Origin of the sequence: Pseudomonas sp. NPDC087358 (assembly GCF_044900785.1) — a bacterium.
Lineage (GTDB): Bacteria > Pseudomonadota > Gammaproteobacteria > Pseudomonadales > Pseudomonadaceae > Aquipseudomonas.
In genome coordinates this window covers 27,149-46,400 of the sequence record NZ_JBJDOA010000022.1, presented here as the reverse complement: position 1 = coordinate 46,400, position 19,252 = coordinate 27,149, and the positions used below count along the sequence as shown (strand labels likewise).

Annotated in this window: 18 protein-coding genes; 14 read left to right on the top strand and 4 right to left on the bottom strand. The window is 60.4% G+C overall.

Annotated features, from left to right (window positions below):
* From rpmA to ACI2KS_RS29140, 4 genes are all read left to right on the top strand, one after another.
* On the top strand, positions 1-267 hold a 267-nt coding region (rpmA, locus tag ACI2KS_RS29155; RefSeq protein WP_404624489.1), incomplete at its 5' end, for a 50S ribosomal protein L27.
* Between the two features lie 249 nt (positions 268-516).
* Positions 517-1,740 carry an Obg family GTPase CgtA gene (gene cgtA / locus ACI2KS_RS29150; protein WP_404624488.1) on the top strand — a complete coding sequence of 408 codons (1,224 nt, stop codon included), beginning with the start codon at positions 517-519 and terminating at the stop codon, positions 1,738-1,740.
* An 84-nt stretch (positions 1,741-1,824) separates the two neighbouring features.
* The gene (proB, locus tag ACI2KS_RS29145) at positions 1,825-2,943 is read left to right on the top strand and encodes a glutamate 5-kinase (protein ID WP_404624487.1); all 1,119 of its coding nucleotides are present in this window, start codon (positions 1,825-1,827) and stop codon (positions 2,941-2,943) included.
* A gap of 28 nt (positions 2,944-2,971) precedes the next feature.
* Positions 2,972-3,448 (top strand): CreA family protein, encoded by a 477-nt coding sequence (locus tag ACI2KS_RS29140; RefSeq protein ID WP_404624486.1) that lies wholly within the window; start codon positions 2,972-2,974, stop codon positions 3,446-3,448.
* A 196-nt stretch (positions 3,449-3,644) separates the two neighbouring features.
* Here the strand turns inward: ACI2KS_RS29140 and rpsT are convergent, their stop codons facing one another.
* Positions 3,645-3,923, bottom strand: coding sequence for a 30S ribosomal protein S20 (gene rpsT / locus ACI2KS_RS29135; RefSeq protein WP_003215870.1), 279 nt, complete (start codon positions 3,921-3,923; stop codon positions 3,645-3,647).
* Between the two features lie 250 nt (positions 3,924-4,173).
* Between rpsT and murJ the strand changes: the two genes are divergently transcribed.
* The 6 genes from murJ to ispH all read left to right on the top strand — a co-directional run bounded on the left by murJ (position 4,174) and on the right by ispH (position 11,624).
* Positions 4,174-5,718 (top strand): murein biosynthesis integral membrane protein MurJ, encoded by a 1,545-nt coding sequence (gene murJ / locus ACI2KS_RS29130; protein ID WP_404624485.1) that lies wholly within the window; start codon positions 4,174-4,176, stop codon positions 5,716-5,718.
* 118 nt (positions 5,719-5,836) lie between these two features.
* Positions 5,837-6,784: a bifunctional riboflavin kinase/FAD synthetase gene (gene ribF / locus ACI2KS_RS29125; RefSeq protein ID WP_404624484.1), complete on the top strand. Its 948-nt coding sequence runs from the start codon at positions 5,837-5,839 to the stop codon at positions 6,782-6,784.
* Between the two features lies 1 nt (position 6,785).
* The gene (ileS, locus tag ACI2KS_RS29120) at positions 6,786-9,617 is read left to right on the top strand and encodes an isoleucine--tRNA ligase (protein WP_404624483.1); all 2,832 of its coding nucleotides are present in this window, start codon (positions 6,786-6,788) and stop codon (positions 9,615-9,617) included.
* Positions 9,610-10,134, top strand: coding sequence for a signal peptidase II (lspA, locus tag ACI2KS_RS29115; RefSeq protein WP_404624482.1), 525 nt, complete (start codon positions 9,610-9,612; stop codon positions 10,132-10,134). The genes ileS and lspA overlap by 8 nt, the downstream gene beginning before the upstream one ends.
* Entirely contained in the window at positions 10,127-10,594 is a 468-nt protein-coding gene (locus ACI2KS_RS29110; protein WP_404624481.1) for a peptidylprolyl isomerase, read from the top strand. Before lspA ends, ACI2KS_RS29110 begins: the two co-directional genes overlap by 8 nt.
* A gap of 82 nt (positions 10,595-10,676) precedes the next feature.
* Positions 10,677-11,624 (top strand): 4-hydroxy-3-methylbut-2-enyl diphosphate reductase, encoded by a 948-nt coding sequence (gene ispH / locus ACI2KS_RS29105; RefSeq protein ID WP_404624480.1) that lies wholly within the window; start codon positions 10,677-10,679, stop codon positions 11,622-11,624.
* On the opposite strand, the gene ACI2KS_RS29100 is transcribed toward ispH, so the two are convergent.
* A complete protein-coding gene (locus ACI2KS_RS29100; RefSeq protein ID WP_404624479.1) occupies positions 11,608-12,132 on the bottom strand; it encodes a GspH/FimT family pseudopilin in 525 nt (174 codons plus the stop codon). The genes ispH and ACI2KS_RS29100 overlap by 17 nt on opposite strands.
* 169 nt (positions 12,133-12,301) lie before the next feature.
* Here ACI2KS_RS29100 and pilV point away from each other — a divergent pair, with 169 nt between their 5' ends.
* Genes pilV through ACI2KS_RS29080 form a run of 4 tightly spaced genes read left to right on the top strand, consistent with a single transcriptional unit; the run spans position 12,302 to position 14,390 of the window.
* On the top strand, positions 12,302-12,757 hold the full coding sequence (pilV, locus tag ACI2KS_RS29095; protein WP_404624478.1) for a type IV pilus modification protein PilV: 456 nt from the start codon (positions 12,302-12,304) through the stop codon (positions 12,755-12,757).
* The gene (locus ACI2KS_RS29090) at positions 12,754-13,455 is read left to right on the top strand and encodes a PilW family protein (protein WP_404624477.1); all 702 of its coding nucleotides are present in this window, start codon (positions 12,754-12,756) and stop codon (positions 13,453-13,455) included. Before pilV ends, ACI2KS_RS29090 begins: the two co-directional genes overlap by 4 nt.
* A gap of 9 nt (positions 13,456-13,464) precedes the next feature.
* Complete coding sequence (locus ACI2KS_RS29085; protein WP_404624476.1) at positions 13,465-13,956, top strand: PilX N-terminal domain-containing pilus assembly protein; 492 nt, start codon at positions 13,465-13,467, stop codon at positions 13,954-13,956.
* Positions 13,953-14,390, top strand: a complete 438-nt coding sequence (locus ACI2KS_RS29080) for a type IV pilin protein (protein ID WP_404624475.1) — start codon at positions 13,953-13,955, stop codon at positions 14,388-14,390. The genes ACI2KS_RS29085 and ACI2KS_RS29080 overlap by 4 nt, the downstream gene beginning before the upstream one ends.
* Positions 14,391-14,394: 4 nt before the next feature.
* Here the strand turns inward: ACI2KS_RS29080 and ACI2KS_RS29075 are convergent, their stop codons facing one another.
* Both ACI2KS_RS29075 and ACI2KS_RS29070 read right to left on the bottom strand, forming a co-directional pair.
* A complete protein-coding gene (locus tag ACI2KS_RS29075) occupies positions 14,395-14,820 on the bottom strand; it encodes a type IV pilin protein (protein ID WP_404624474.1) in 426 nt (141 codons plus the stop codon).
* Between the two features lie 13 nt (positions 14,821-14,833).
* Positions 14,834-19,249 (bottom strand): pilus assembly protein, encoded by a 4,416-nt coding sequence (locus ACI2KS_RS29070; protein WP_404624473.1) that lies wholly within the window; start codon positions 19,247-19,249, stop codon positions 14,834-14,836.
* Between the last annotated feature and the right edge of the window lie 3 nt (positions 19,250-19,252).

Below are 19,252 nucleotides of genomic sequence, written 5' to 3'. Positions count from 1 at the left end.
CACAAAAAAGCTGGTGGTAGTACCCGTAACGGTCGCGACTCAGAAGCCAAACGCCTTGGCGTCAAGATGTATGGCGGCCAGGTTATCGTTCCGGGCAACATCATCGTGCGTCAGCGCGGCACCCAATTCCACGCTGGCTACGGCGTTGGCATGGGCAAGGATCACACCCTGTTCGCTAAAGTCGAAGGCGTGATCAAGTTCCAGGTTAAAGGCGCCTTCGGTCGTCGCTATGTAAGCATCGTGCCAAAGACTGAAGTCGCGGCATAATCTTGCGTCAGGCAGTCTGAGGGCCTACCAGCTTTCACGCTGCCTGAGCTGAAAAGCCCTGTCGTTGACAGGGCTTTTTCGTTTGTAAAAACCGTGCAAGTCCGGTGTGGTGAGTCTCTTGCAAAGCTGTTTGTGTGGGCCGTTGTGGTGTGTAGTCGCTGGTTTTTGATCGGTATCGCAACGCTCATCTTTGCAAGAGCCTTATGAATTTATGTTGTTTGCTCGTCTTTGTGACGGGAGGCGTGCGTTATGAAATTTGTAGATGAAGTATCCATTCGAGTGAAGGCCGGTGACGGCGGCAACGGTTGCATGAGCTTCCGTCGCGAAAAATTCATCGAGAACGGTGGTCCGAACGGCGGTGACGGTGGTGATGGCGGCTCGATCTACATGATCGCCGACGAAAACCTCAACACCCTGGTCGACTACCGCTATACCCGCCATTTCGATGCCGAACGCGGTTCCAATGGCGGCAGCACCGATTGTACCGGTCGCAAGGGTGAAGAGCTGGTGCTGCGCGTGCCGGTTGGCACCACGGTGATCGACGCTGGCACCCAGGAAATCATCGGCGACCTGACCAAGGCTGGCCAGCGTCTGCTGGTGGCCCATGGTGGTTGGCACGGTCTGGGTAACACTCGTTTCAAGTCCAGTACCAACCGTGCGCCGCGTCAAACCACGCCGGGCAAGCCGGGCGAGCAGCGTGATCTGAAGCTGGAGCTGAAAGTACTGGCCGACGTCGGTCTGCTGGGCTTGCCGAATGCCGGCAAGAGCACGTTCATTCGTTCGGTCTCGGCCGCCAAGCCGAAAGTCGCTGACTACCCGTTCACCACGCTGGTGCCGAACCTGGGTGTGGTCAGCGTCGATCGCTGGAAAAGCTTCGTCGTCGCCGACATCCCGGGTCTGATCGAAGGTGCATCGCATGGCGCGGGGCTGGGGATTCGCTTCCTCAAGCACCTGGCGCGTACCCGCTTGCTGCTGCACCTCGTCGACATGGCGCCGCTGGATGAAAGCAGTGCGCCGGACGCCGCTGAAGTCATCGTCAATGAGCTGATCAAGTTCAGCCCGGCGCTGGCCGATCGTGATCGCTGGCTGGTACTGAACAAGTGCGACCAGATCCTCGAAGAAGAGCACGAAGCGCGCAAGCAGGAGATCATCGAGCGTCTGGAGTGGACCGGTCCTGTGTACGTGATCTCGGCCATTGCCAAAGAAGGCACTGATCGCCTCAGTCACGACATCATGCGTTATCTGGAAGATCGCGCCGACCGTCTGGCCAGTGATCCCGCTTACGCCGCCGAGCTGGCCGAGCTGGATCAGCGCATCGAAGATGAGGCGCGTGCACAGCTGCAGGCGCTGGACGATCAGCGTGCCCTGCGTCGCAGCGGCGTGAAGAGCGTGCATGACATCGGCGATGACGACTGGGATGAAGAGGACGTCGACGATGAAGATGGTCCGGAAATCATTTACGTCCGTGACTGATCGAGTGCAGTAAACTACAACGCCGCTTAATAGCGGCGTTTTAGTATCTAGAATTCGTACTCTCTGGCTTAAGGTTGAAAGATCATGCGGAGCAAGGTGACAGGTGCCCAGCGTTGGGTTGTGAAGATCGGAAGTGCGCTGCTGACGGCGGACGGCAAGGGTCTTGATCGCAACGCGATGGGTGTTTGGGTCGAGCAGATGGTGGCGCTGCACGAGGCGGGCGTCGAACTGGTTCTGGTTTCCTCCGGCGCGGTGGCTGCCGGGATGAGTCGCCTGGGCTGGACTGCACGACCGAGTGCCATGCATGAGCTTCAAGCGGCCGCGGCGATTGGTCAGATGGGTCTGGTGCAGGCCTGGGAATCCAGTTTTGCCGAGCATGATCGGCATACTGCGCAGATTCTGCTGACCCATGATGACCTGTCCGATCGCAAGCGCTACCTGAATGCGCGCAGTACGTTGCGTACGTTGGTCGAGCTGGGCGTGGTGCCTGTGATCAACGAGAACGACACCGTGGTCACCGACGAGATTCGTTTCGGCGACAACGACACCCTGGCGGCGCTGGTTGCCAATCTGGTCGAAGCCGATCTGCTGGTCATCCTCACTGATCGCGATGGTATGTTCGATGCCGACCCACGCAGCAATCCTCAAGCGCAGCTGATCTACGAGGCGCGTGCTGACGATCCTGCGCTGGATGCAGTGGCCGGTGGGACCGGCGGTGCGCTGGGTCGTGGCGGTATGCAGACCAAGCTGCGTGCGGCGCGTCTGGCGGCACGCTCCGGCGCTCATACGGTGATCGTTGGTGGTCGCATCGAACGGGTCCTGGCGCGCCTCAAGGCGGGCGAGCGCCTGGGTACGTTGCTGTCGCCTGAGCGTGAGATGCTGGCCGCGCGCAAGCAGTGGCTGGCTGGACACCTGCAGACGCGCGGCACGCTGGTGCTGGATGATGGCGCGGTCAAGGCGCTTACCGAAAGCCACAAGAGCCTGTTGCCGGTCGGTGTGAAGCTGGTTCAGGGCAGCTTCCGTCGTGGCGAAATGGTGGTGTGTGTGGCGGCCAATGGTCGAGAGATCGCCCGTGGGCTGAGTAACTACAGTGCGCTCGAGGCGCAGAAGATCATTGGTCTGCCGTCCGACGCCATCGTCAAGGAGCTGGGTTACATGGCCGAGCCTGAGCTGGTCCATCGCGACAACCTGATTCTGGTTTGAATCGGGCCATTCATAGAAGGAAGCGCTGATGCGGGTCGTGAAAAAACTGGTGGGTGCGTTGTTGATGCTGCCCATGCTGGCGTCAGCCGAAGAGATCGGACAGGTGTCGACGGTGTTCAAGTTCGTCGGCCCCAATGACCGGATCGTGGTCGAGGCGTTCGATGACCCCAAGGTCGATGGTGTGACCTGCTATCTGTCCCGTGCCAAGACTGGCGGCCTGAAGGGAGGCCTGGGGTTGGCGGAGGATCGTGCCGAGGCATCCATCGCCTGTCGTCAGGTGGGGCCGATCCATTTCAAGGAAGACCTCAAGGACGGCGATGTGGTGTTCAAGGAGCGCACCTCGCTGGTATTCAAGACCATGCAGGTTGTGCGTTTCCTCGACAAGAAGCGCAACACGCTGGTGTACCTGGTCTACAGCGACCGAGTAATCGAGGGCAGTCCGCAAAATGCGGTGACGGCGATACCGATCCTGCCGTGGGCGCCTGCGCCTGCGCCAGCGCCGTGAGTGCCGTTGATGCTTGTCTGGCGTGATCTTGCGGGTGGAGATCCCGTGTAGAGTCCGGCTTGCCGGCGGTGGCGTCCGAGAGACCACTGCCGCCGGCAAGCCGGACGGCTACAGGAAGCGTCGCGAGGTTTGCTGTTGCCAAATAACAGCCAATAAAAAACCGACCCTAGGGTCGGTTTTTTAACAAGCGGGTCGCTTAGGCAGCAGCAGCAAGGTTCAGAGCCTTGATGTGGCCATTCAGGCGACCTTTATGGCGAGCAGCTTTGTTCTTGTGGATGATGCCTTTATCGGCCATACGGTCGATAACTGGCACGGCCAGAACATAAGCAGCTTGCGCTTTTTCAGCGTCTTTTGCGTCGATGGCCTTAACTACATTCTTGATGTAGGTACGAACCATGGAACGCAGGCTGGCGTTGTGGCTGCGACGCTTCTCAGCCTGTTTTGCACGTTTTTTGGCGGAAGGTGTGTTGGCCACCGTCGAGCTCCTCGAAAGACTTGGGAAATAGCTAGCAAAATAGGCCGCGAATCATGCCGATGAGTTTGACGCTTGTCAAGGGCAGGTGATGCGTTCCGCTGAGTGGTCGCCGTGTTATGCCGATGTTATTTCTTTCCGGCGTGCGACCTGTAAACTCGCGGGTTTTGGCTCTGAGTCGTTTTGCGGCGCGGAGTATCGCATAAATGGATCGCGCTTTGGCGCTTCCTTTGGTCGGGCGCACAATCTTTAGATGAATCTACTCAAATCGCTTGCCGCCGTGAGCTCTATCACCATGCTTTCGCGGGTCCTGGGTTTTATCCGCGACACCATCATCGCCCGGGCATTCGGGGCCGGAATGGCAACAGATGCCTTCTTCATCGCCTTCAAGTTGCCCAATCTATTGCGCAGGATTTTTGCAGAAGGCGCTTTCTCACAGGCGTTCGTACCCATCCTGGCGGAGTACAAAAGCCAGCAGGGCGAGGAGGCGACCCGCACTTTTGTCGCTTATGTCACCGGTTTGCTGACCCTTGCGCTGGCGCTGGTTACCGTCCTGGGCATCATCTTCGCACCATGGGTGATCTGGGCCACCGCGCCGGGGTTTGCCGACACCCCGGAAAAATTCCAGCTGACCTCCGACCTGCTGCGGGTGACTTTTCCTTATATATTGCTGATCTCTCTGTCCTCGCTGGCGGGCGCGATCCTCAATACCTGGAACCGCTTTTCGGTGCCGGCCTTCGTCCCCACGCTGCTGAATCTGGCGATGATCTTCTTCGCTCTGTTCCTCACCCCGTATTTCCATCCGCCGGTCATGGCGCTGGGCTGGGCGGTGCTGGCGGGCGGGGTGCTGCAATTGCTGTATCAACTGCCGCACCTGAAGAAGATCGGCATGCTGGTACTGCCGCGCCTGAACTTGCGCGATAGCGGCGTGTGGCGTGTGATGAGGCAGATGCTGCCGGCGATGCTTGGGGTATCGGTCAGTCAGATTTCACTGATCATCAACACCATTTTTGCCTCCTTTCTGGTCGCCGGCTCCGTGTCGTGGATGTATTACGCCGACCGCCTGATGGAGTTGCCATCGGGTGTGTTGGGTGTCGCGCTGGGGACGATCCTGCTGCCGATTCTGTCCAAGACCTATGCCAGCCGGGATCGCCACGAGTATTCGCGGATCCTCGACTGGGGGCTGCGCCTGTGTTTTGTACTGGTGTTGCCGTGCACGCTGGCGCTCGGGCTGCTGGCCGAGCCGTTGACTGTCTCGCTGTTTCAATACGGCAAGTTCGATGATCATGACGCGGCCATGACTCAGCGCGCGCTGATCGGCTACGCGGTGGGCCTGCTGGGGATCATAGTGATCAAGGTGCTGGCGCCAGGCTTCTATGCGCAACAAAATATCCGCACCCCGGTGAAAATCGCGATCTTCACCCTCATAGTGACTCAACTGTTCAACGTCCTTTTCGTCTACGTCATCCACCTGGCCCACGCCGGCCTGGCGCTGGCGATCAGCATGGGTGCATGCATCAATGCAGGCTTGCTGTTCTGGCAACTGCGCAAGCAGGACCTGTTTCAGCCGCAGCCGGGATGGCCGGTGTTCCTGATCAAGCTGGTGATCGCGGTGTCGGTGATGACCGCCGTGCTGCTGGGCTTGATGCACGTGATGCCGTCTTGGTCCGACGGGCAGATGCTCGAGCGCTTCGTGCGTCTGGGCGGCCTGGTCGGCGCCGGTGTGGTGGCTTACTTCGGCATGCTGCTGCTGTTGGGGTTTCGCCTGAAAGATTTCGCCCGCAAGGCGATCATGTAGGATCAGTCGTCGGTTTTTGCCGGTTAAAGTCGATTGTTGCGGTTTGCCTGGATGTGTCGCCTGTCGTTGACGGCGGTGTGTGGTTATAATCGGCCACTTTATGAGCAAGAAGCGCGTTATGCAGCTGGTTCGAGGCCTTCACAATCTGCGCCCCCAGCATCGGGGCTGCATCGCCACCATTGGCAATTTCGACGGTGTTCACCGTGGTCACCAGGCTATCCTGGCTCGGCTGCGTGAGCGTGCCGTGGAATTGGGCCTGCCCAGTTGCGTGGTCATCTTCGAGCCGCAACCGCGTGAGTTCTTCTCCCCGGAAACGGCTCCGGCTCGTCTGGCGCGTCTGCGTGACAAGCTCGATCTGCTCGCCGCCGAGGGCGTGGACCTGGTGCTGTGCCTGCCGTTCAACCAGCGTCTGAGCAAGTTGAGCGCCGCCGAGTTCGTCGACACCGTGCTGATCGACGGCCTGGGCGTGAAACATCTGGAGGTCGGTGACGATTTCCGTTTTGGCTGCGACCGCATCGGCGATTTCGACTTTCTGCAAAAGGTTGGCGCCGACAAGGGCTTTACCGTGGAAGCGGCGCAAACCGTGGAAATCGACGGTGTGCGCGTCAGCAGCACCAAGGTACGCAATGCCCTGGCGGCTGGCGATTTCACTCTGGCTGCAGACCTGCTGGGTCGCCCGTTCGAAATCTCTGGCCGTGTCCTGCATGGCCAGAAGCTCGCCCGTCAGTTGGGTACGCCCACCGCCAACGTGCAGCTCAAGCGTCGCCGCGTACCATTGACCGGGGTCTACCTGGTCAGCGCCAAAATCGACGACAAGGTGTGGCCCGGCGTCGCCAACATTGGCGTAAGGCCGACCGTGGCGGGCGATGGACGCCCTCACCTTGAGATTCACCTTCTGGATTTTGCCGGCGATATCTATGGCCGGCGTTTGACGGTGGTATTCCACCAAAAGCTGCGTGATGAGCAGCGCTTCGCCTCCCTTGAGGCACTTAAGACGGCGATAGATGCGGACGTCGCTGCCGCCCGTGCCCATTGGGGCATGGTCAACCGCTTACCAAGAGCCTGAAATGACCGACTACAAAGCCACGCTTAATCTTCCGGACACCGCCTTCCCAATGAAGGCCGGCCTGCCCCAGCGCGAGCCGCAAACTCTGCAGCGCTGGGACAGCATTGGCCTGTACCAGAAGCTGCGTGAAATTGGCAAGGATCGTCCCAAGTTCGTCCTGCACGACGGGCCTCCGTACGCCAATGGCAATATTCATATCGGTCATGCGGTCAACAAGATTCTCAAGGACATGATCGTGCGTTCGAAGACCCTGTCGGGCTTCGACGCGCCTTATGTTCCAGGCTGGGACTGCCACGGTCTGCCGATCGAGCACAAGGTCGAGGTCACCCACGGCAAGAATCTGCCGGCGGACAAGACCCGCGAGCTGTGCCGTGCCTACGCGGCCGAGCAGATCGAAGGCCAGAAAGCCGAGTTCATTCGTCTGGGCGTGCTCGGCGATTGGGCCAACCCGTACCGCACCATGGACTTCGCCAACGAAGCCGGAGAAATCCGCGCGCTGGCGGAAATGGTCAAGAACGGTTTCGTGTTCAAGGGCCTGAAGCCGGTCAACTGGTGTTTCGATTGCGGCTCGGCACTGGCTGAAGCGGAAGTCGAGTACCAGGACAAGAAATCGTCGACCATCGACGTTGCCTTCCCGGTTGCCGACGCCGACAAGCTGGCCGCCGCTTTCGGCGTTTCGAACCTGAGCAAGCCGGCCGCCGCTGTGATCTGGACCACCACCCCGTGGACCATCCCGGCCAACCAGGCGCTCAACGTTCACCCTGAATTCAACTACGCGCTGGTCGACGTGGGCGACAGGCTGCTGGTGCTGGCTGAAGAGCTGGTCGAGGCCTGCCTCAAGCGCTGGAACCTCGAGGGTTCGGTGCTGGCCACCGCGCCGGGCGCTGCGCTTGAGCTGATCAACTTCCGTCACCCGTTCTATGATCGCCTGTCGCCGGTTTACCTGGCCGATTATGTCGAGCTGGGCGCGGGTACCGGCGTGGTTCACTGCTCGCCCGCCTATGGCGTCGATGACTTCGTGATCTGCAAAAGCTACGGCCTGACCAACGATGACATCATCAACCCGGTGCAGAGCAACGGCGTGTATGCGCAATCGCTGGAATTCTTCGGTGGCCAGTTCGTCTTCAAGGCCAACCAGAACATCATCGACAAGCTGACCGAAGTCGGCGCGCTGATGCACACCGAAACCATCACCCACAGCTACATGCATTGCTGGCGCCACAAAACTCCGCTGATCTACCGCGCCACCGCGCAGTGGTTCGTCGGCATGGACAAACAGCCCACCACCGGCGACACCCTGCGCAACCGTGCGGTCAAGGCCATCGAAGAAACCAGATTCGTGCCGGCCTGGGGTCAGGCGCGTCTGCATTCGATGATCGCCACCCGTCCTGACTGGTGCATCTCGCGTCAGCGCAACTGGGGTGTGCCGATCCCGTTCTTCCTGGACAAGGAAAGCGGCGAGCTGCACCCACGCACCGTCGAGCTGATGGAAGAAGTCGCCCAGCGCGTCGAGAACGAAGGCATCGAAGCCTGGTTCAAGATGGACGCCGCCGAGCTGCTGGGCGATGAAGCCCCGCAGTACGACAAGATCTCCGACACCCTGGACGTCTGGTTCGACTCGGGTACCACCCACTGGCATGTGCTGCGCGGGTCGCACCCGATGGGCCACGACAGCGGTCCTCGTGCCGATCTGTACCTGGAAGGTTCCGACCAGCACCGCGGCTGGTTCCATTCCTCGCTGCTGACCGGTTGCGCCATCGACAACCATGCGCCGTACCGCGAACTGCTGACTCACGGCTTCACCGTGGACGAGAATGGCCGCAAGATGTCCAAGTCACTGGGCAACGTCATCGCTCCGCAGAAGGTCAACGACACGCTGGGCGCCGACATCATGCGTCTGTGGGTCTCGGCGACCGACTACTCGGGCGAAATGGCCGTCTCTGAAACCATCCTGCAGCGCAGCGCCGACGCCTACCGGCGTATCCGTAACACCGCGCGTTTCCTGCTCTCGAACCTGAGCGGGTTCAATCCGGCCACTGACCTGCTGCCTGCCGATGAAATGCTGGCGCTGGACCGTTGGGCCGTGGATCGCGCGCTGTTGCTGCAACGCGAACTGGAAGAGCACTACAGCGAATACCGTTTCTGGAACGTCTACTCCAAGGTGCACAACTTCTGCGTGCAGGAGCTGGGCGGTTTCTATCTGGACATCATCAAGGACCGCCAGTACACCACCGGCGCCAACAGCAAGGCACGTCGTTCCTGCCAGACCGCGCTGTTCCACATCTCCGAAGCGCTGGTGCGCTGGATCGCTCCGATCCTGGCATTCACCGCTGACGAGCTCTGGCAGTACATGCCCGGCGAGCGCAACGAGTCGGTCATGCTCAACACCTGGTACGAAGGCCTGAGCGAGCTGCCGGAAGGCTTCGAGCTGGATCGCGCCTACTGGGAACGGGTCATGGCGGTCAAGACTGCGGTCAACAAAGAGCTGGAGAACCAGCGTACGGCGAAAGCCATCGGCGGTAACCTGCAGGCCGAAGTGACGCTGTATGCCGAGGACGACCTCACGGGCGATCTGAACAAGCTGGGCGATGAGCTGCGTTTCGTTCTGATCACCTCCAAGGCAGGCGTGGCGCCGTTCGCCAGCGCGCCTGCCGACGCCGTGGTCACCGAAGTTGCCGGCCTCAAGCTCAAAGTGGTCAAGTCGGGCTATACCAAGTGCGCACGTTGCTGGCATTTCCGCGAAGACGTCGGTGCGCACGCCGAGCATCCGGAAATCTGCAGTCGCTGTATCGACAACATCAGCGGCGCGGGTGAGGTTCGTCACTATGCCTAATGCGTCGGCTGGCCGTATGGGCCGTATGGGCCGTTTGAGCTGGCTGTGGTTGAGCGTGCTGGTCGTGGTCATTGACCAGGCCAGCAAGTTCTACTTCGAGAATGCGTTGAGCCTGTACCAGCAGATCGTGGTCATCCCCAGCTATTTCAGCTGGACCCTGGCCTACAACACCGGCGCGGCATTCAGCTTTCTGGCCGACAGCTCCGGCTGGCAGCGCTGGCTGTTTGCGCTGATCGCCGTGGTGGTCAGTGCAGTGCTGGTGGTCTGGCTCAAGCGTCTGGGACGCAGTGAAACCTGGCTGGCAGTTGCTCTGGCACTGGTGCTGGGCGGCGCGCTGGGCAATCTCTACGACCGCATCGCGATTGGCCATGTCATCGACTTCGTACTCGTGCACTGGGACACCCGCTGGTACTTCCCAGCCTTCAACTTTGCCGACAGTGCGATCACTGTAGGCGCGATCATGCTTGCCCTGGACATGTTCAAGAGCAAGAAAACCGGAGAACCCGTTCATGACTGAACAGTCGATGACCGACCAGGCTACACAGGAAACCCGCATCGGTCAGAACACGGAAGTCACCCTGCATTTCGCTCTCCATCTGGAGAATGGCGATACCGTCGACAGTACTTTCGACAAAGCCCCGGCTACGTTCAAAGTAGGCGACGGTAGCTTGCTACCGGGTTTTGAAGCGCTGATTTTCGGCTTCAAGGCGGGCGACAAACGCAAGATCGAAGTGCCGCCGGAAAACGCTTTTGGTCAGCCGAACCCGCAAAATCTGCAGATCATGCCGCGCTCGCAGTTCCAGAACATGGAACTGGCCGAAGGCCTGCTGGTGATCTTCAACGATGCGGCCAATACCGAGCTGCCCGGAGTGGTGAAGGCGTTTGACGACGATCAGGTGACCGTCGACTTCAACCATCCGCTGTCCGGCAAAACGTTGACCTTCGAAGTGGAAATCTTCGAGGTCAAGGCGCTCTGAGTGATCAGATAGCCTGCGGCCCCGACATGGCTCGGGGCCTTTTCGTTTTTATGTTTCATTGCGCGTAGATACGAGGCACATCATGCAAATCAAGCTCGCCAACCCACGTGGCTTCTGCGCCGGGGTGGACCGCGCGATCGAAATCGTCAATCGCGCGCTGGAAGTGTTTGGCCCGCCGATCTACGTGCGCCATGAAGTGGTTCATAACAAATTCGTCGTCGAAGACCTGCGCAGCCGTGGCGCAATTTTCGTCGAAGAGCTCGATCAGGTGCCCGACGACGTCATCGTCATCTTCAGCGCCCACGGCGTGTCTCAGGCGGTGCGCACCGAGGCTGCCGGACGTGGCCTGAAGGTGTTCGACGCCACCTGCCCGCTGGTGACCAAAGTGCACATCGAAGTGGCGCGCTACAGCCGTGACGGCCGTGAATGCATCCTGATCGGTCATGAAGGTCATCCCGAAGTCGAAGGCACCATGGGCCAGTACGACGCTGGAAACGGCGGCGCCATCTACCTGGTCGAAGACGAAGAAGACGTCGCCAACCTGAAGGTGCACAACCCGGAAAAACTGGCCTTCGTGACGCAGACGACGCTGTCGATGGACGACACCAGCCGGGTGATCGACGCCTTGCGTTCGCGCTTCCCGGCAATTGGCGGGCCGCGCAAGGACGACATCTGCTATGCCACGCAAAACCGTCAGGACGCGGTCAAGCAGCTGGCCGACGAGTGCGACGTGGTGCTGGTAGTGGGCAGCCCGAACAGTTCGAACTCCAACCGTCTGCGCGAGCTGGCCGAGCGCATGGCGACGCCGGCGTACCTGATCGATGGCGCAGAAGACATGCAGCGCAGCTGGTTCGACGGTGTCGAGCGCATCGGTATCACCGCCGGCGCCTCGGCGCCTGAAGTGCTGGTGCGCGGCGTCATCCAGCAGTTGCAGGCCTGGGGCGCAACAGGCGCCGACGAGCTCGCAGGCCGCGAGGAGAACATCACCTTCTCGATGCCTAAAGAGCTGCGGGTCAAATCCGTTCTGTAACGATCAGGGCGCACGGTTCGCTGCCGAAACCGTCGCGTCGAAGGGTGACGCGACCGGTCACAGCGATGGCTATCTGGTAATGACTGGCGGCCGGTTCATTCAGGCAGACCGCCAGGGTGCCGTTGCCGTTGTTGAGCGGCCGGCCGCTGCTATCGAAGCCAACGCGGGTCGCTACTCGGCTGTTGCCCACGACCCTTACCTTCGGGCTGCCATTACGTTCGGTCAGGATCGGCTCATCGCCGTCCCTGAGCTGGTTATGGTTGCTGTCGACAAACGCGTGCCAGCCCCGGCTCCAGTCCCCCTCGAGCGCCTGCAGGATCACCGGCTGACTGCGCAGGATCGCTTCGGTCCGCGCCAAACGCAGATTGTTGGCCAACTGCTGAGCGGTATCGAGCCGACGCTGCGAATCGATGAACGTGCCAAGCGCCGGCGCCGCCAAAACTGCAATGACACCGATCAGGATCACTCCCGCCAGCAGCTCGATCAATGTAACCCCTCGTTGTTTCACTACCGTCTCTCCCCGTCACGACGGCGCCTAGCAGACCCTCATTAAGGGGCGGTGACAAGGGTGCCAATTGTCAGTCAGTGTGTCCGCAAGCTGTGGTTACACACCTGTCAGGCAAGCCCGCGATCCTCAGCTTCAATGGTTTCTGCACACGGATTTGCAGGGGTGTTCGATGAGTGCAGGGTCGGGTCAGGCAGGGATTACATTGATCGAGGTATTGATCGCATTGCTGGTGTTCTCCGTCGGCGTGCTGGGGGTGGCGCTGCTGCAACTGAACGCCTTGAAGTACACCGACAGCGCCCTGCGCAGCACGCAGGTCAGCTTCATCGCCCTGGACCTTCTGGAGCGCGCCCGCGCCAATCCGGCTGTCAGTTATGCCCTGGCCTCCGTGAGCCAGGCACCTGCCTCCGGTAACCTCGACGTTCCCCGCGATCAGGACCTGTTCGATTTCGCCGACCAGTTGCGGCGCATGGCAGGTGACGACGTGCAGGCCTGGGTCACGGTAACGGGCGCCCGGGTGACGGTCTCGGTGGACTGGAATGACTCACGCGCCGAGGGCGACCAGGCACACCGACAAACCTTGAGCCTGAGTACGCTGGTCGGCGCTGAACGAGCGACTCAGCCATGATGCGGCATGCGCGCGGTTTCGGACTGGTCGAGATCATGCTCGCGCTGGCACTCGGGCTGGTGATGTCGCTGGCGTTGACGCAGGTTTTCATCAGCGCCAAAAGCACTTACATGAGCCAGGTCGCCTCGGCCAACTTGCAGCAAGATGCGCGGTTCGTGTTGAGCAAGATGATTGAAGAGCTGCGACGGGTGGGGATGTCTGGATGCCTGGCGAATATCCGTGACGCCAGTCTCGGCGGGCAGTTTTCATCGGCTATCAAAACCCCTGTCCAGTGGGACGCCCGCCAGCAGTCGTTGAGTCTGATCAGCGCCGTCGTGGGCAACGGCAGCGCGTGGCACACCTGGGTCATTCACACCGATTGCGCATCATCAGCCACGGCGTGGAGCAGAGGGCGGGCGCCGCGACTGGCGCCCGGCGAAACGGCGCTGCCGATCCATCAGCAGGTGTATCGCTTCAACGAGCGCCGCGGCGAACTGACGCTCAACGGGCAACCGCTGCTCAGTAATGTCCGCGCCTTTACCGTGCTGTTCGGCGTAGCCGATAGAGGCAACGAGCCCGGAATCGCCCGCTATACCGCCCAGCCCGACACGGGAATGATCCGCAGCGTACGTCTGACGCTCACGCTTTTCGACCCCGACGACCGGACGCAGGAGCAAACCTTCAAGGTCGTCGCCGCCATTCGCAACCGGCTCGGGTGAGGCGTGCCGATGAAAGCGCAACGGGGTGTGGTGTTGATCGTGAGCCTGGTCTTCCTCGTGCTTCTGACCTTGCTCGCCACCTCGTCGATGCAGAACGCCACGCTGCAAGAAAAGGTCGCGGGCAGCTTGAAACTGCGCAATGCCTCGTTCCAGATAGCCGAAGCGGTGTTGCGTGCGGGCGAAGCCAAAGTCCTCACGCCAGGGTTCTCATTGCCCCAATGCCCAAGCCCGGCGAGCTGTCTGCCTCCACCAGACGCCAAGACGCTGTCGGGCGCTGCAGGTGCAGGTGCCTCCGGGATGACCTGGGAGGCGAGCGACGGTGGCTTTTATGCCATTCAATATCTCGGCCAGACCGACGACCCGGCCGGGTTGCCGGAGAAGGGCGACCAAGAGCACAGGTTGTACCGCGTGACCGCCATCGCTGTTCAGGGAACATTGCGCACCGTCCTGGAAAGCATTCACACCCAGGAGCGCCGCATCATGTGGAGGCAACGGCTATGAACAGGGGACGGATGTCGGCTCGGGCGAATGGTTTCACACTGCTCGAGTTGCTGATTGCAGTGGCCATCGTCGCCATCCTTGCTGCGATGTCGTACCCGTCCTACACCGAATACATCCGCAAGACCCACCGTTCCGAGATCACAGCGCTGCTGGTGCAGGAGGCGCACAGGTTGGAGCGCTTCTACTCGCGCGCCGGGCAGTATTCGAATACAACCACGCCGCCGGCGCGAGAGCATCAGGTCTCGACCGGGAACGGGTTCTACACTGTCACCGCCGACCGCGCCGAGCAGGCGTTCATGCTGATGGCGATGCCCCTCGGCGGAACGCTGATGAGTGAAGACAAATGCGGGAGTTTTGTTCTCGAACACTCTGGCAGGCGCGACAACCTGGGGGTGTCGGGCGATGCCAGTGGGCAGGGGTGTTGGGGGAGGTGAGCGCTTATCTCCAGCACTCGGCCGTGGTTGGTGTCTTGGTCCCGGCCTGGTCGATGGTCATCGTTCCACACGTGTCGGCAGTCTGAGTGCCCTGCGGGGCAATCTGCAGCGTGTACGTAGTAGCCGATGATGCGGAACTGACGAATGTGAGCTGGTACTTGCTGTTGGCTGAGTTCAGCGTCGTGACCGTGCCAGCGGTGAGGCCGATCGTCGACAACGTAGCTCCGGCATAGGTGTTGTTCTGCGCATAGAAACGCTCGGTCCTGGCCACCGCATCATTGAGCATCGCGATCCCTTCCGACCGATAACCTCGCTGCACGTACTTGGTGTAACTCGGGTAAGCGATCGCAGCCAGGATCGCGACGATGGCCACGGTGATCATCAGCTCGATCAGGGTAAAGCCGCGCTGTTTCGAAGATCTGATAAGCATATTCAAGCTTTTCTCAATTTGAAGGAATCACGCGCCAGGTCTGGCGCCCCTTGTAGGCGAACCCTGTAAACACATTCATGCTGCTGTTGGTGCCGTCGCTGTTGTACATCGTGGACAGCCCGGAGGGGCCGTTGCCTGAGACAACATTGAAACCGCCCGCCGCGGAGTCGAAGCCGCTGATGATCGCGCCCGAGACGGTGTCCTCACTGTCGATCACACCATTACGCGTGAAATCGAAGATCGAAAAGGTCGTCGCACCGCCGGTATTGGGGTCAAGCCCCAAGCGCTTGCCCTGAATCCCGGCATCGCAGACGCCGGTGATCGGCGTACGCGTTGCCACGAACAACACACTGCCCTGAATATCCAGCAAGTCGACCATACGTTCACCCGTCAGCGTGGTGCTGGTTTTGAGGTCCAGATACCAGCCATATTTGCTCGTCCAGTCCACCGCATTGGTGGTGACGGTCCGCAGCCCCGTACTGCTGCCCAGGGTGCCTGTGACCGTGGACATCGTTTGTGCCTGCAGGTTACTGCGGCCCAAGGAAGTCAGCAGCGTTGTACCTGCGGGCGTGATGGCTGTCTGCCCTGCTGTCAGGGAGTCCCAGATCCCATAGAGGGATTGAAGGTCGGTACTCGATTTGTCGGCGGATGTGAAATACCGTCCCGTGCCGAAAATGATCAGCGTACCGGTGCCGGAAGGGTGCGGGTAAACGACCGGAGGGGTGGTAATCGACTGGGGTGCAGCGCCCAAGGTTGGTGCCGCTGCGGTATACAAGGGCTTGCCGCTGAACGCCACCGTGTAGTTGCTGGCGGTCGCAGTGGCTGTCAATGAGCCTGGGCTGATCAGATCGAAGCGCCAGAGGTTGCCCTTCAGGTCACCCGCATAGACATAGTCAGCAATGCCATCGGAGTTGGAATCGAGAATCACCGGCGATGAAAGCCCGTTGGCGCCTGTCAGCAGATTGGCTGGCGTGGTCAGCTTCTTGATCGTCGCGCCGGTGGCGACGTTGAGGATGAACAGGCTGGCATTGCCGTTATTGCCGTTGTAACCACTGCCGACGATCACACCCCATTCGCCAGAGTGCAATTTGGAGATGTAGGGCGTGGAAAACGTGTTGCCCAGATCCGAGTCGGTCACCGCTGTGAACTCCCACAGCAGCTTGATGTTATCGGGATCGGTGATGTCCAGGGCGAAGATTTCGCTGCCTCCGGCGCCCAGTGTCCCAACCAGTACCGTATGCCAGGCCGAGCCGAAGTACACATCGGAGACCACAGGCGTGCCATCGACGTAGAAATTGTGCAGGGAAGAGTCGGAGTTGTACGTCTTGGCCGACAATGCGCTGAGCTTGGTCACGACTGCCGATGGAATGAAGGCAAATTTTTCCACGCCGGTCGCCACGTCAAAGCCGTGGAGCATGCCGTCGTTGGCGCCGACATAGACTTGAGCTCGACGGCTTTTGGCGGTGGTCTGGAACGCCGCATATTTGGTATCACCCGAGAGGGTGTCGGCCATCGTGGTAATGAACGTTGCCGAGTCCACCACCACCGGCTGTGAGTTCACGATGTCGCCCAGCAGGGTGAGCCGCCTGCGAAAGGTGGTGCCTTCGAGCGAACGATCGCCCCGGACAAACGCCACCTGATCCGAGGTCAGCGCGCCTGTCTTGGTCGTTGCGGAATATTGCCAGTTCACCCCTGCATAGCTGCGACTGGCAAGGTTGGTAAAGCTGAAGTCCACGAGCCCGGTGCCGGCGGCGTTCGCTATCTGGATGTTCCTCTTGGCAGCGGCGGGGATATTGGCCGCCGCTGTCCAGTTGACCGTGCTGGACTTGACGCTGGTGGTCGTGTCGTAGCTCTCGGTAGCCTTCGTCAGATCACCACTCCACAGGGCAACGTTGAAGCTGTCGGTGTAGGTCGTCGTCGCGGTGGATGAGGACAGGGGTGGCGGGCTGGCGGCAGGCGGTGCCACCGAGGTGTTCTTCTGCAGGATCTGGCTGAATGCCGCTTGAAGCTGTGCCTTGAGCGTGGAAGCGCTGCTCACCAGGAAGTAGTTGTCCGGGGTCCCGGAAGTGTTGGAGTCCCATTGTCCGGTAATGGGCAGGCTGGTGGACGTATTGCTCGAGTCGCCGAAACCACCCCATTTGGCCGCGTACCACAACGGATCCTGCAGGTTGGTCACCGAGCGTGCGGAGGACGGTATGAAGGTGCGTGTCTTGAACGTAGCGCCGTTGACCACGGTACTGCCGGATTTCATGCCGGGCAGCAAGGTGGTGCTGGTGGTGCAGCCGGTTGCGCACGTGCCAGGGGTCTGGGTGCCGGGAGTATCCAGCGAGTAGTGCAGGTTGCCGTTGCCGCCGCCGGTCACCTCCAGATAGATACCGTCCAGGGTCGTCCCCGAGATGGTGTAGCCCATGTGCGATTCGTAGCCCGCCTGCGAATAAACGGTCTCGAGTCTGACGTTCAGGGTCGCCGCCGAACCTGTGCCGATCACCGACACGGTATAGAGCACGATGGCATCCATGTCGTAGTCGCCACCCTGCCCGCTGTCGTCGAAGACCACGCGGAATACCGCCTGAGCGCGCCCGCCGTTGACGGTGGTATCGCTGGGTTGCCCCGGCATGTTGTACAGCGAGTCGATGTAGAAACCGGTGATCTGCTCGGTGACCCCGCTGGTATTGACCACCTTGCCGAACGGCAACAGGGTGATGGTCCCCGTCCCGACCGGCATCTGGATACGCGGCAAGGTCGAGGACAAGGCAATGGAAAAGGTCTGGACCTTCTGGCTGCCCAGCGAGGTGATGGGGTTGGTGTTGCCAAAGTAAGCCACGGCGCCGGCGTTGAAGGTCCCTTGCTTGGCTGGCTCCTCCGGCAGGCCTCGGATGTTGCCGAAGCTTGAGGCACTCTTGGCAGTGGGCGCCAGATCATTCAGCGCAGGGGTCTGGCCGATGTTGATGTTCTTGGTGCCACCCACATCGTTGTTCCAGATTGTCTGCCCCAGACTCGACGCGCTGAACCCAGTCAATGCAGTGGGCATATCCGGCGGGCTGGTGGTGTCATATGCGCTGCCGGGCAGGTCGGAGTCATAAGTGGGGTTGACGTCGCTGAACAGCGTCTCGAAAGGTTTCGAACAGCTCGGATAGGTGGGGTTGGTGGCATCCGGGTTGGGCGACGCGGAATAGGGGTTGGTCCACGCCGTGAGACCTGAGAGGCCCAAGGCCGTGTCGCCTGAACCTGACAAATAGTTGGTCGTAGGTTTGACTTGGGTACTGCCCGTGATCCCGCTGAAGTAACGCATGGTCTCGAACATCATTTCTGCCAGCGGGTTACCCCAGTCCTGGCATGTGCCGTTGGTGATCGAGTTGCCCTGCGTCGTACAAGCCGTCTGGGCGATTTTCAGCGTGTCGAGCGTGTTGATGAGCGCGCCCTTGGTGTACGTGGTGCCACTCTTGGTGCCGAAAATGCCGGTCGATGTGTCGACCTCGTTGGCGAAACTGCTGATGGCCTTGCGGATGGCACCGCCCTGAAGGTTGTTCGCATAGGTGCCGGTCATGAGGCCGAAATACATCTGATTGCCTTCACCGTAGTCGTGAAGGATCCCGGTGGGCTTGTAGTTACCGTTGGGGTACAGCTTGCAGTTGCTCTCGAGAAAGTCGGTCTTGCACGCTTCGACCCGGACGATGAAATCAACGGGTGCGACCGTTACGTCGGTAAACGGAGTTGTGGTGGTGTCGGTGGCCTTGGTGCCGCCCTGCGTGGTTTCCCGGGACACCCAGCCGAATATGCGCACGTTGGCAATGCTCGGCAGCACCCTCAGCAAGGGGCCGGTGGAGGTTGACTGGGTATTGTTGGCAAAAAGCGCGCGGTTGCCTCCACTCGGGTTGGCATAGGGGGTGTAGTCGGACAGGTTGTAGCCGTCAATCTTGAGGCTGTTGTACTCCTTGCCCCAAGTGTGAGCGTCGGTGGGAATGTACGCCCGCTCAAGGAGGGTCTGGCTGGTGGTGTCGGTGCTCCTGAGCCCACCGTAAAGCACCTTGCGCAGGGCATCGGCGCGGGAGGTGGTCAGGTAGTTGAGATAATCACCGCTCCATTGCTTCGAGCATGTCTTGTCCGTTGTCTTCGCGCTGGCGGTGAAGTAGCTCCCGGTGTAGGTGTAGCAGGTGTAAGAGTCGAAATATCCGAGGTAGTCGATCGAAGGTTTGTAGCGGATCTCGATCGACCCGTCTCCATCCAGATCGGATGCGTCGTTGTAGGCCGGAAAGAACAATTTATGATCGCGCCCTACCACCAGCATGTTCAGGGGCGGTACCGAGTCGTTGACGAACAATGGTACCTGCGCAGGCAACTGGCTTACCGCTGCGTTGGCCGCAGGCGTCGCCAGGGCAAGGGTGATCATCAGCGCTGTAACCAGCTTGACTGCATTGGACGTGTTCATGGC

Coding starts and splice junctions, on each gene's coding strand:
- pilV (WP_404624478.1), top strand. CDS start 12,302: ATGAGTGCAGGGTCGGGTCAGGCAGGGATTACATTGATCGAGGTATTG.
- ribF (WP_404624484.1), top strand. CDS start 5,837: ATGCAGCTGGTTCGAGGCCTTCACAATCTGCGCCCCCAGCATCGGGGC.
- proB (WP_404624487.1), top strand. CDS start 1,825: ATGCGGAGCAAGGTGACAGGTGCCCAGCGTTGGGTTGTGAAGATCGGA.
- murJ (WP_404624485.1), top strand. CDS start 4,174: ATGAATCTACTCAAATCGCTTGCCGCCGTGAGCTCTATCACCATGCTT.
- ispH (WP_404624480.1), top strand. CDS start 10,677: ATGCAAATCAAGCTCGCCAACCCACGTGGCTTCTGCGCCGGGGTGGAC.
- ACI2KS_RS29090 (WP_404624477.1), top strand. CDS start 12,754: ATGATGCGGCATGCGCGCGGTTTCGGACTGGTCGAGATCATGCTCGCG.
- ACI2KS_RS29085 (WP_404624476.1), top strand. CDS start 13,465: ATGAAAGCGCAACGGGGTGTGGTGTTGATCGTGAGCCTGGTCTTCCTC.
- ACI2KS_RS29080 (WP_404624475.1), top strand. CDS start 13,953: ATGAACAGGGGACGGATGTCGGCTCGGGCGAATGGTTTCACACTGCTC.
- ACI2KS_RS29140 (WP_404624486.1), top strand. CDS start 2,972: ATGCGGGTCGTGAAAAAACTGGTGGGTGCGTTGTTGATGCTGCCCATG.
- ACI2KS_RS29070 (WP_404624473.1), bottom strand. CDS start 19,249: ATGAACACGTCCAATGCAGTCAAGCTGGTTACAGCGCTGATGATCACC.
- ACI2KS_RS29075 (WP_404624474.1), bottom strand. CDS start 14,820: ATGCTTATCAGATCTTCGAAACAGCGCGGCTTTACCCTGATCGAGCTG.
- cgtA (WP_404624488.1), top strand. CDS start 517: ATGAAATTTGTAGATGAAGTATCCATTCGAGTGAAGGCCGGTGACGGC.
- lspA (WP_404624482.1), top strand. CDS start 9,610: ATGCCTAATGCGTCGGCTGGCCGTATGGGCCGTATGGGCCGTTTGAGC.
- ACI2KS_RS29110 (WP_404624481.1), top strand. CDS start 10,127: ATGACTGAACAGTCGATGACCGACCAGGCTACACAGGAAACCCGCATC.
- ileS (WP_404624483.1), top strand. CDS start 6,786: ATGACCGACTACAAAGCCACGCTTAATCTTCCGGACACCGCCTTCCCA.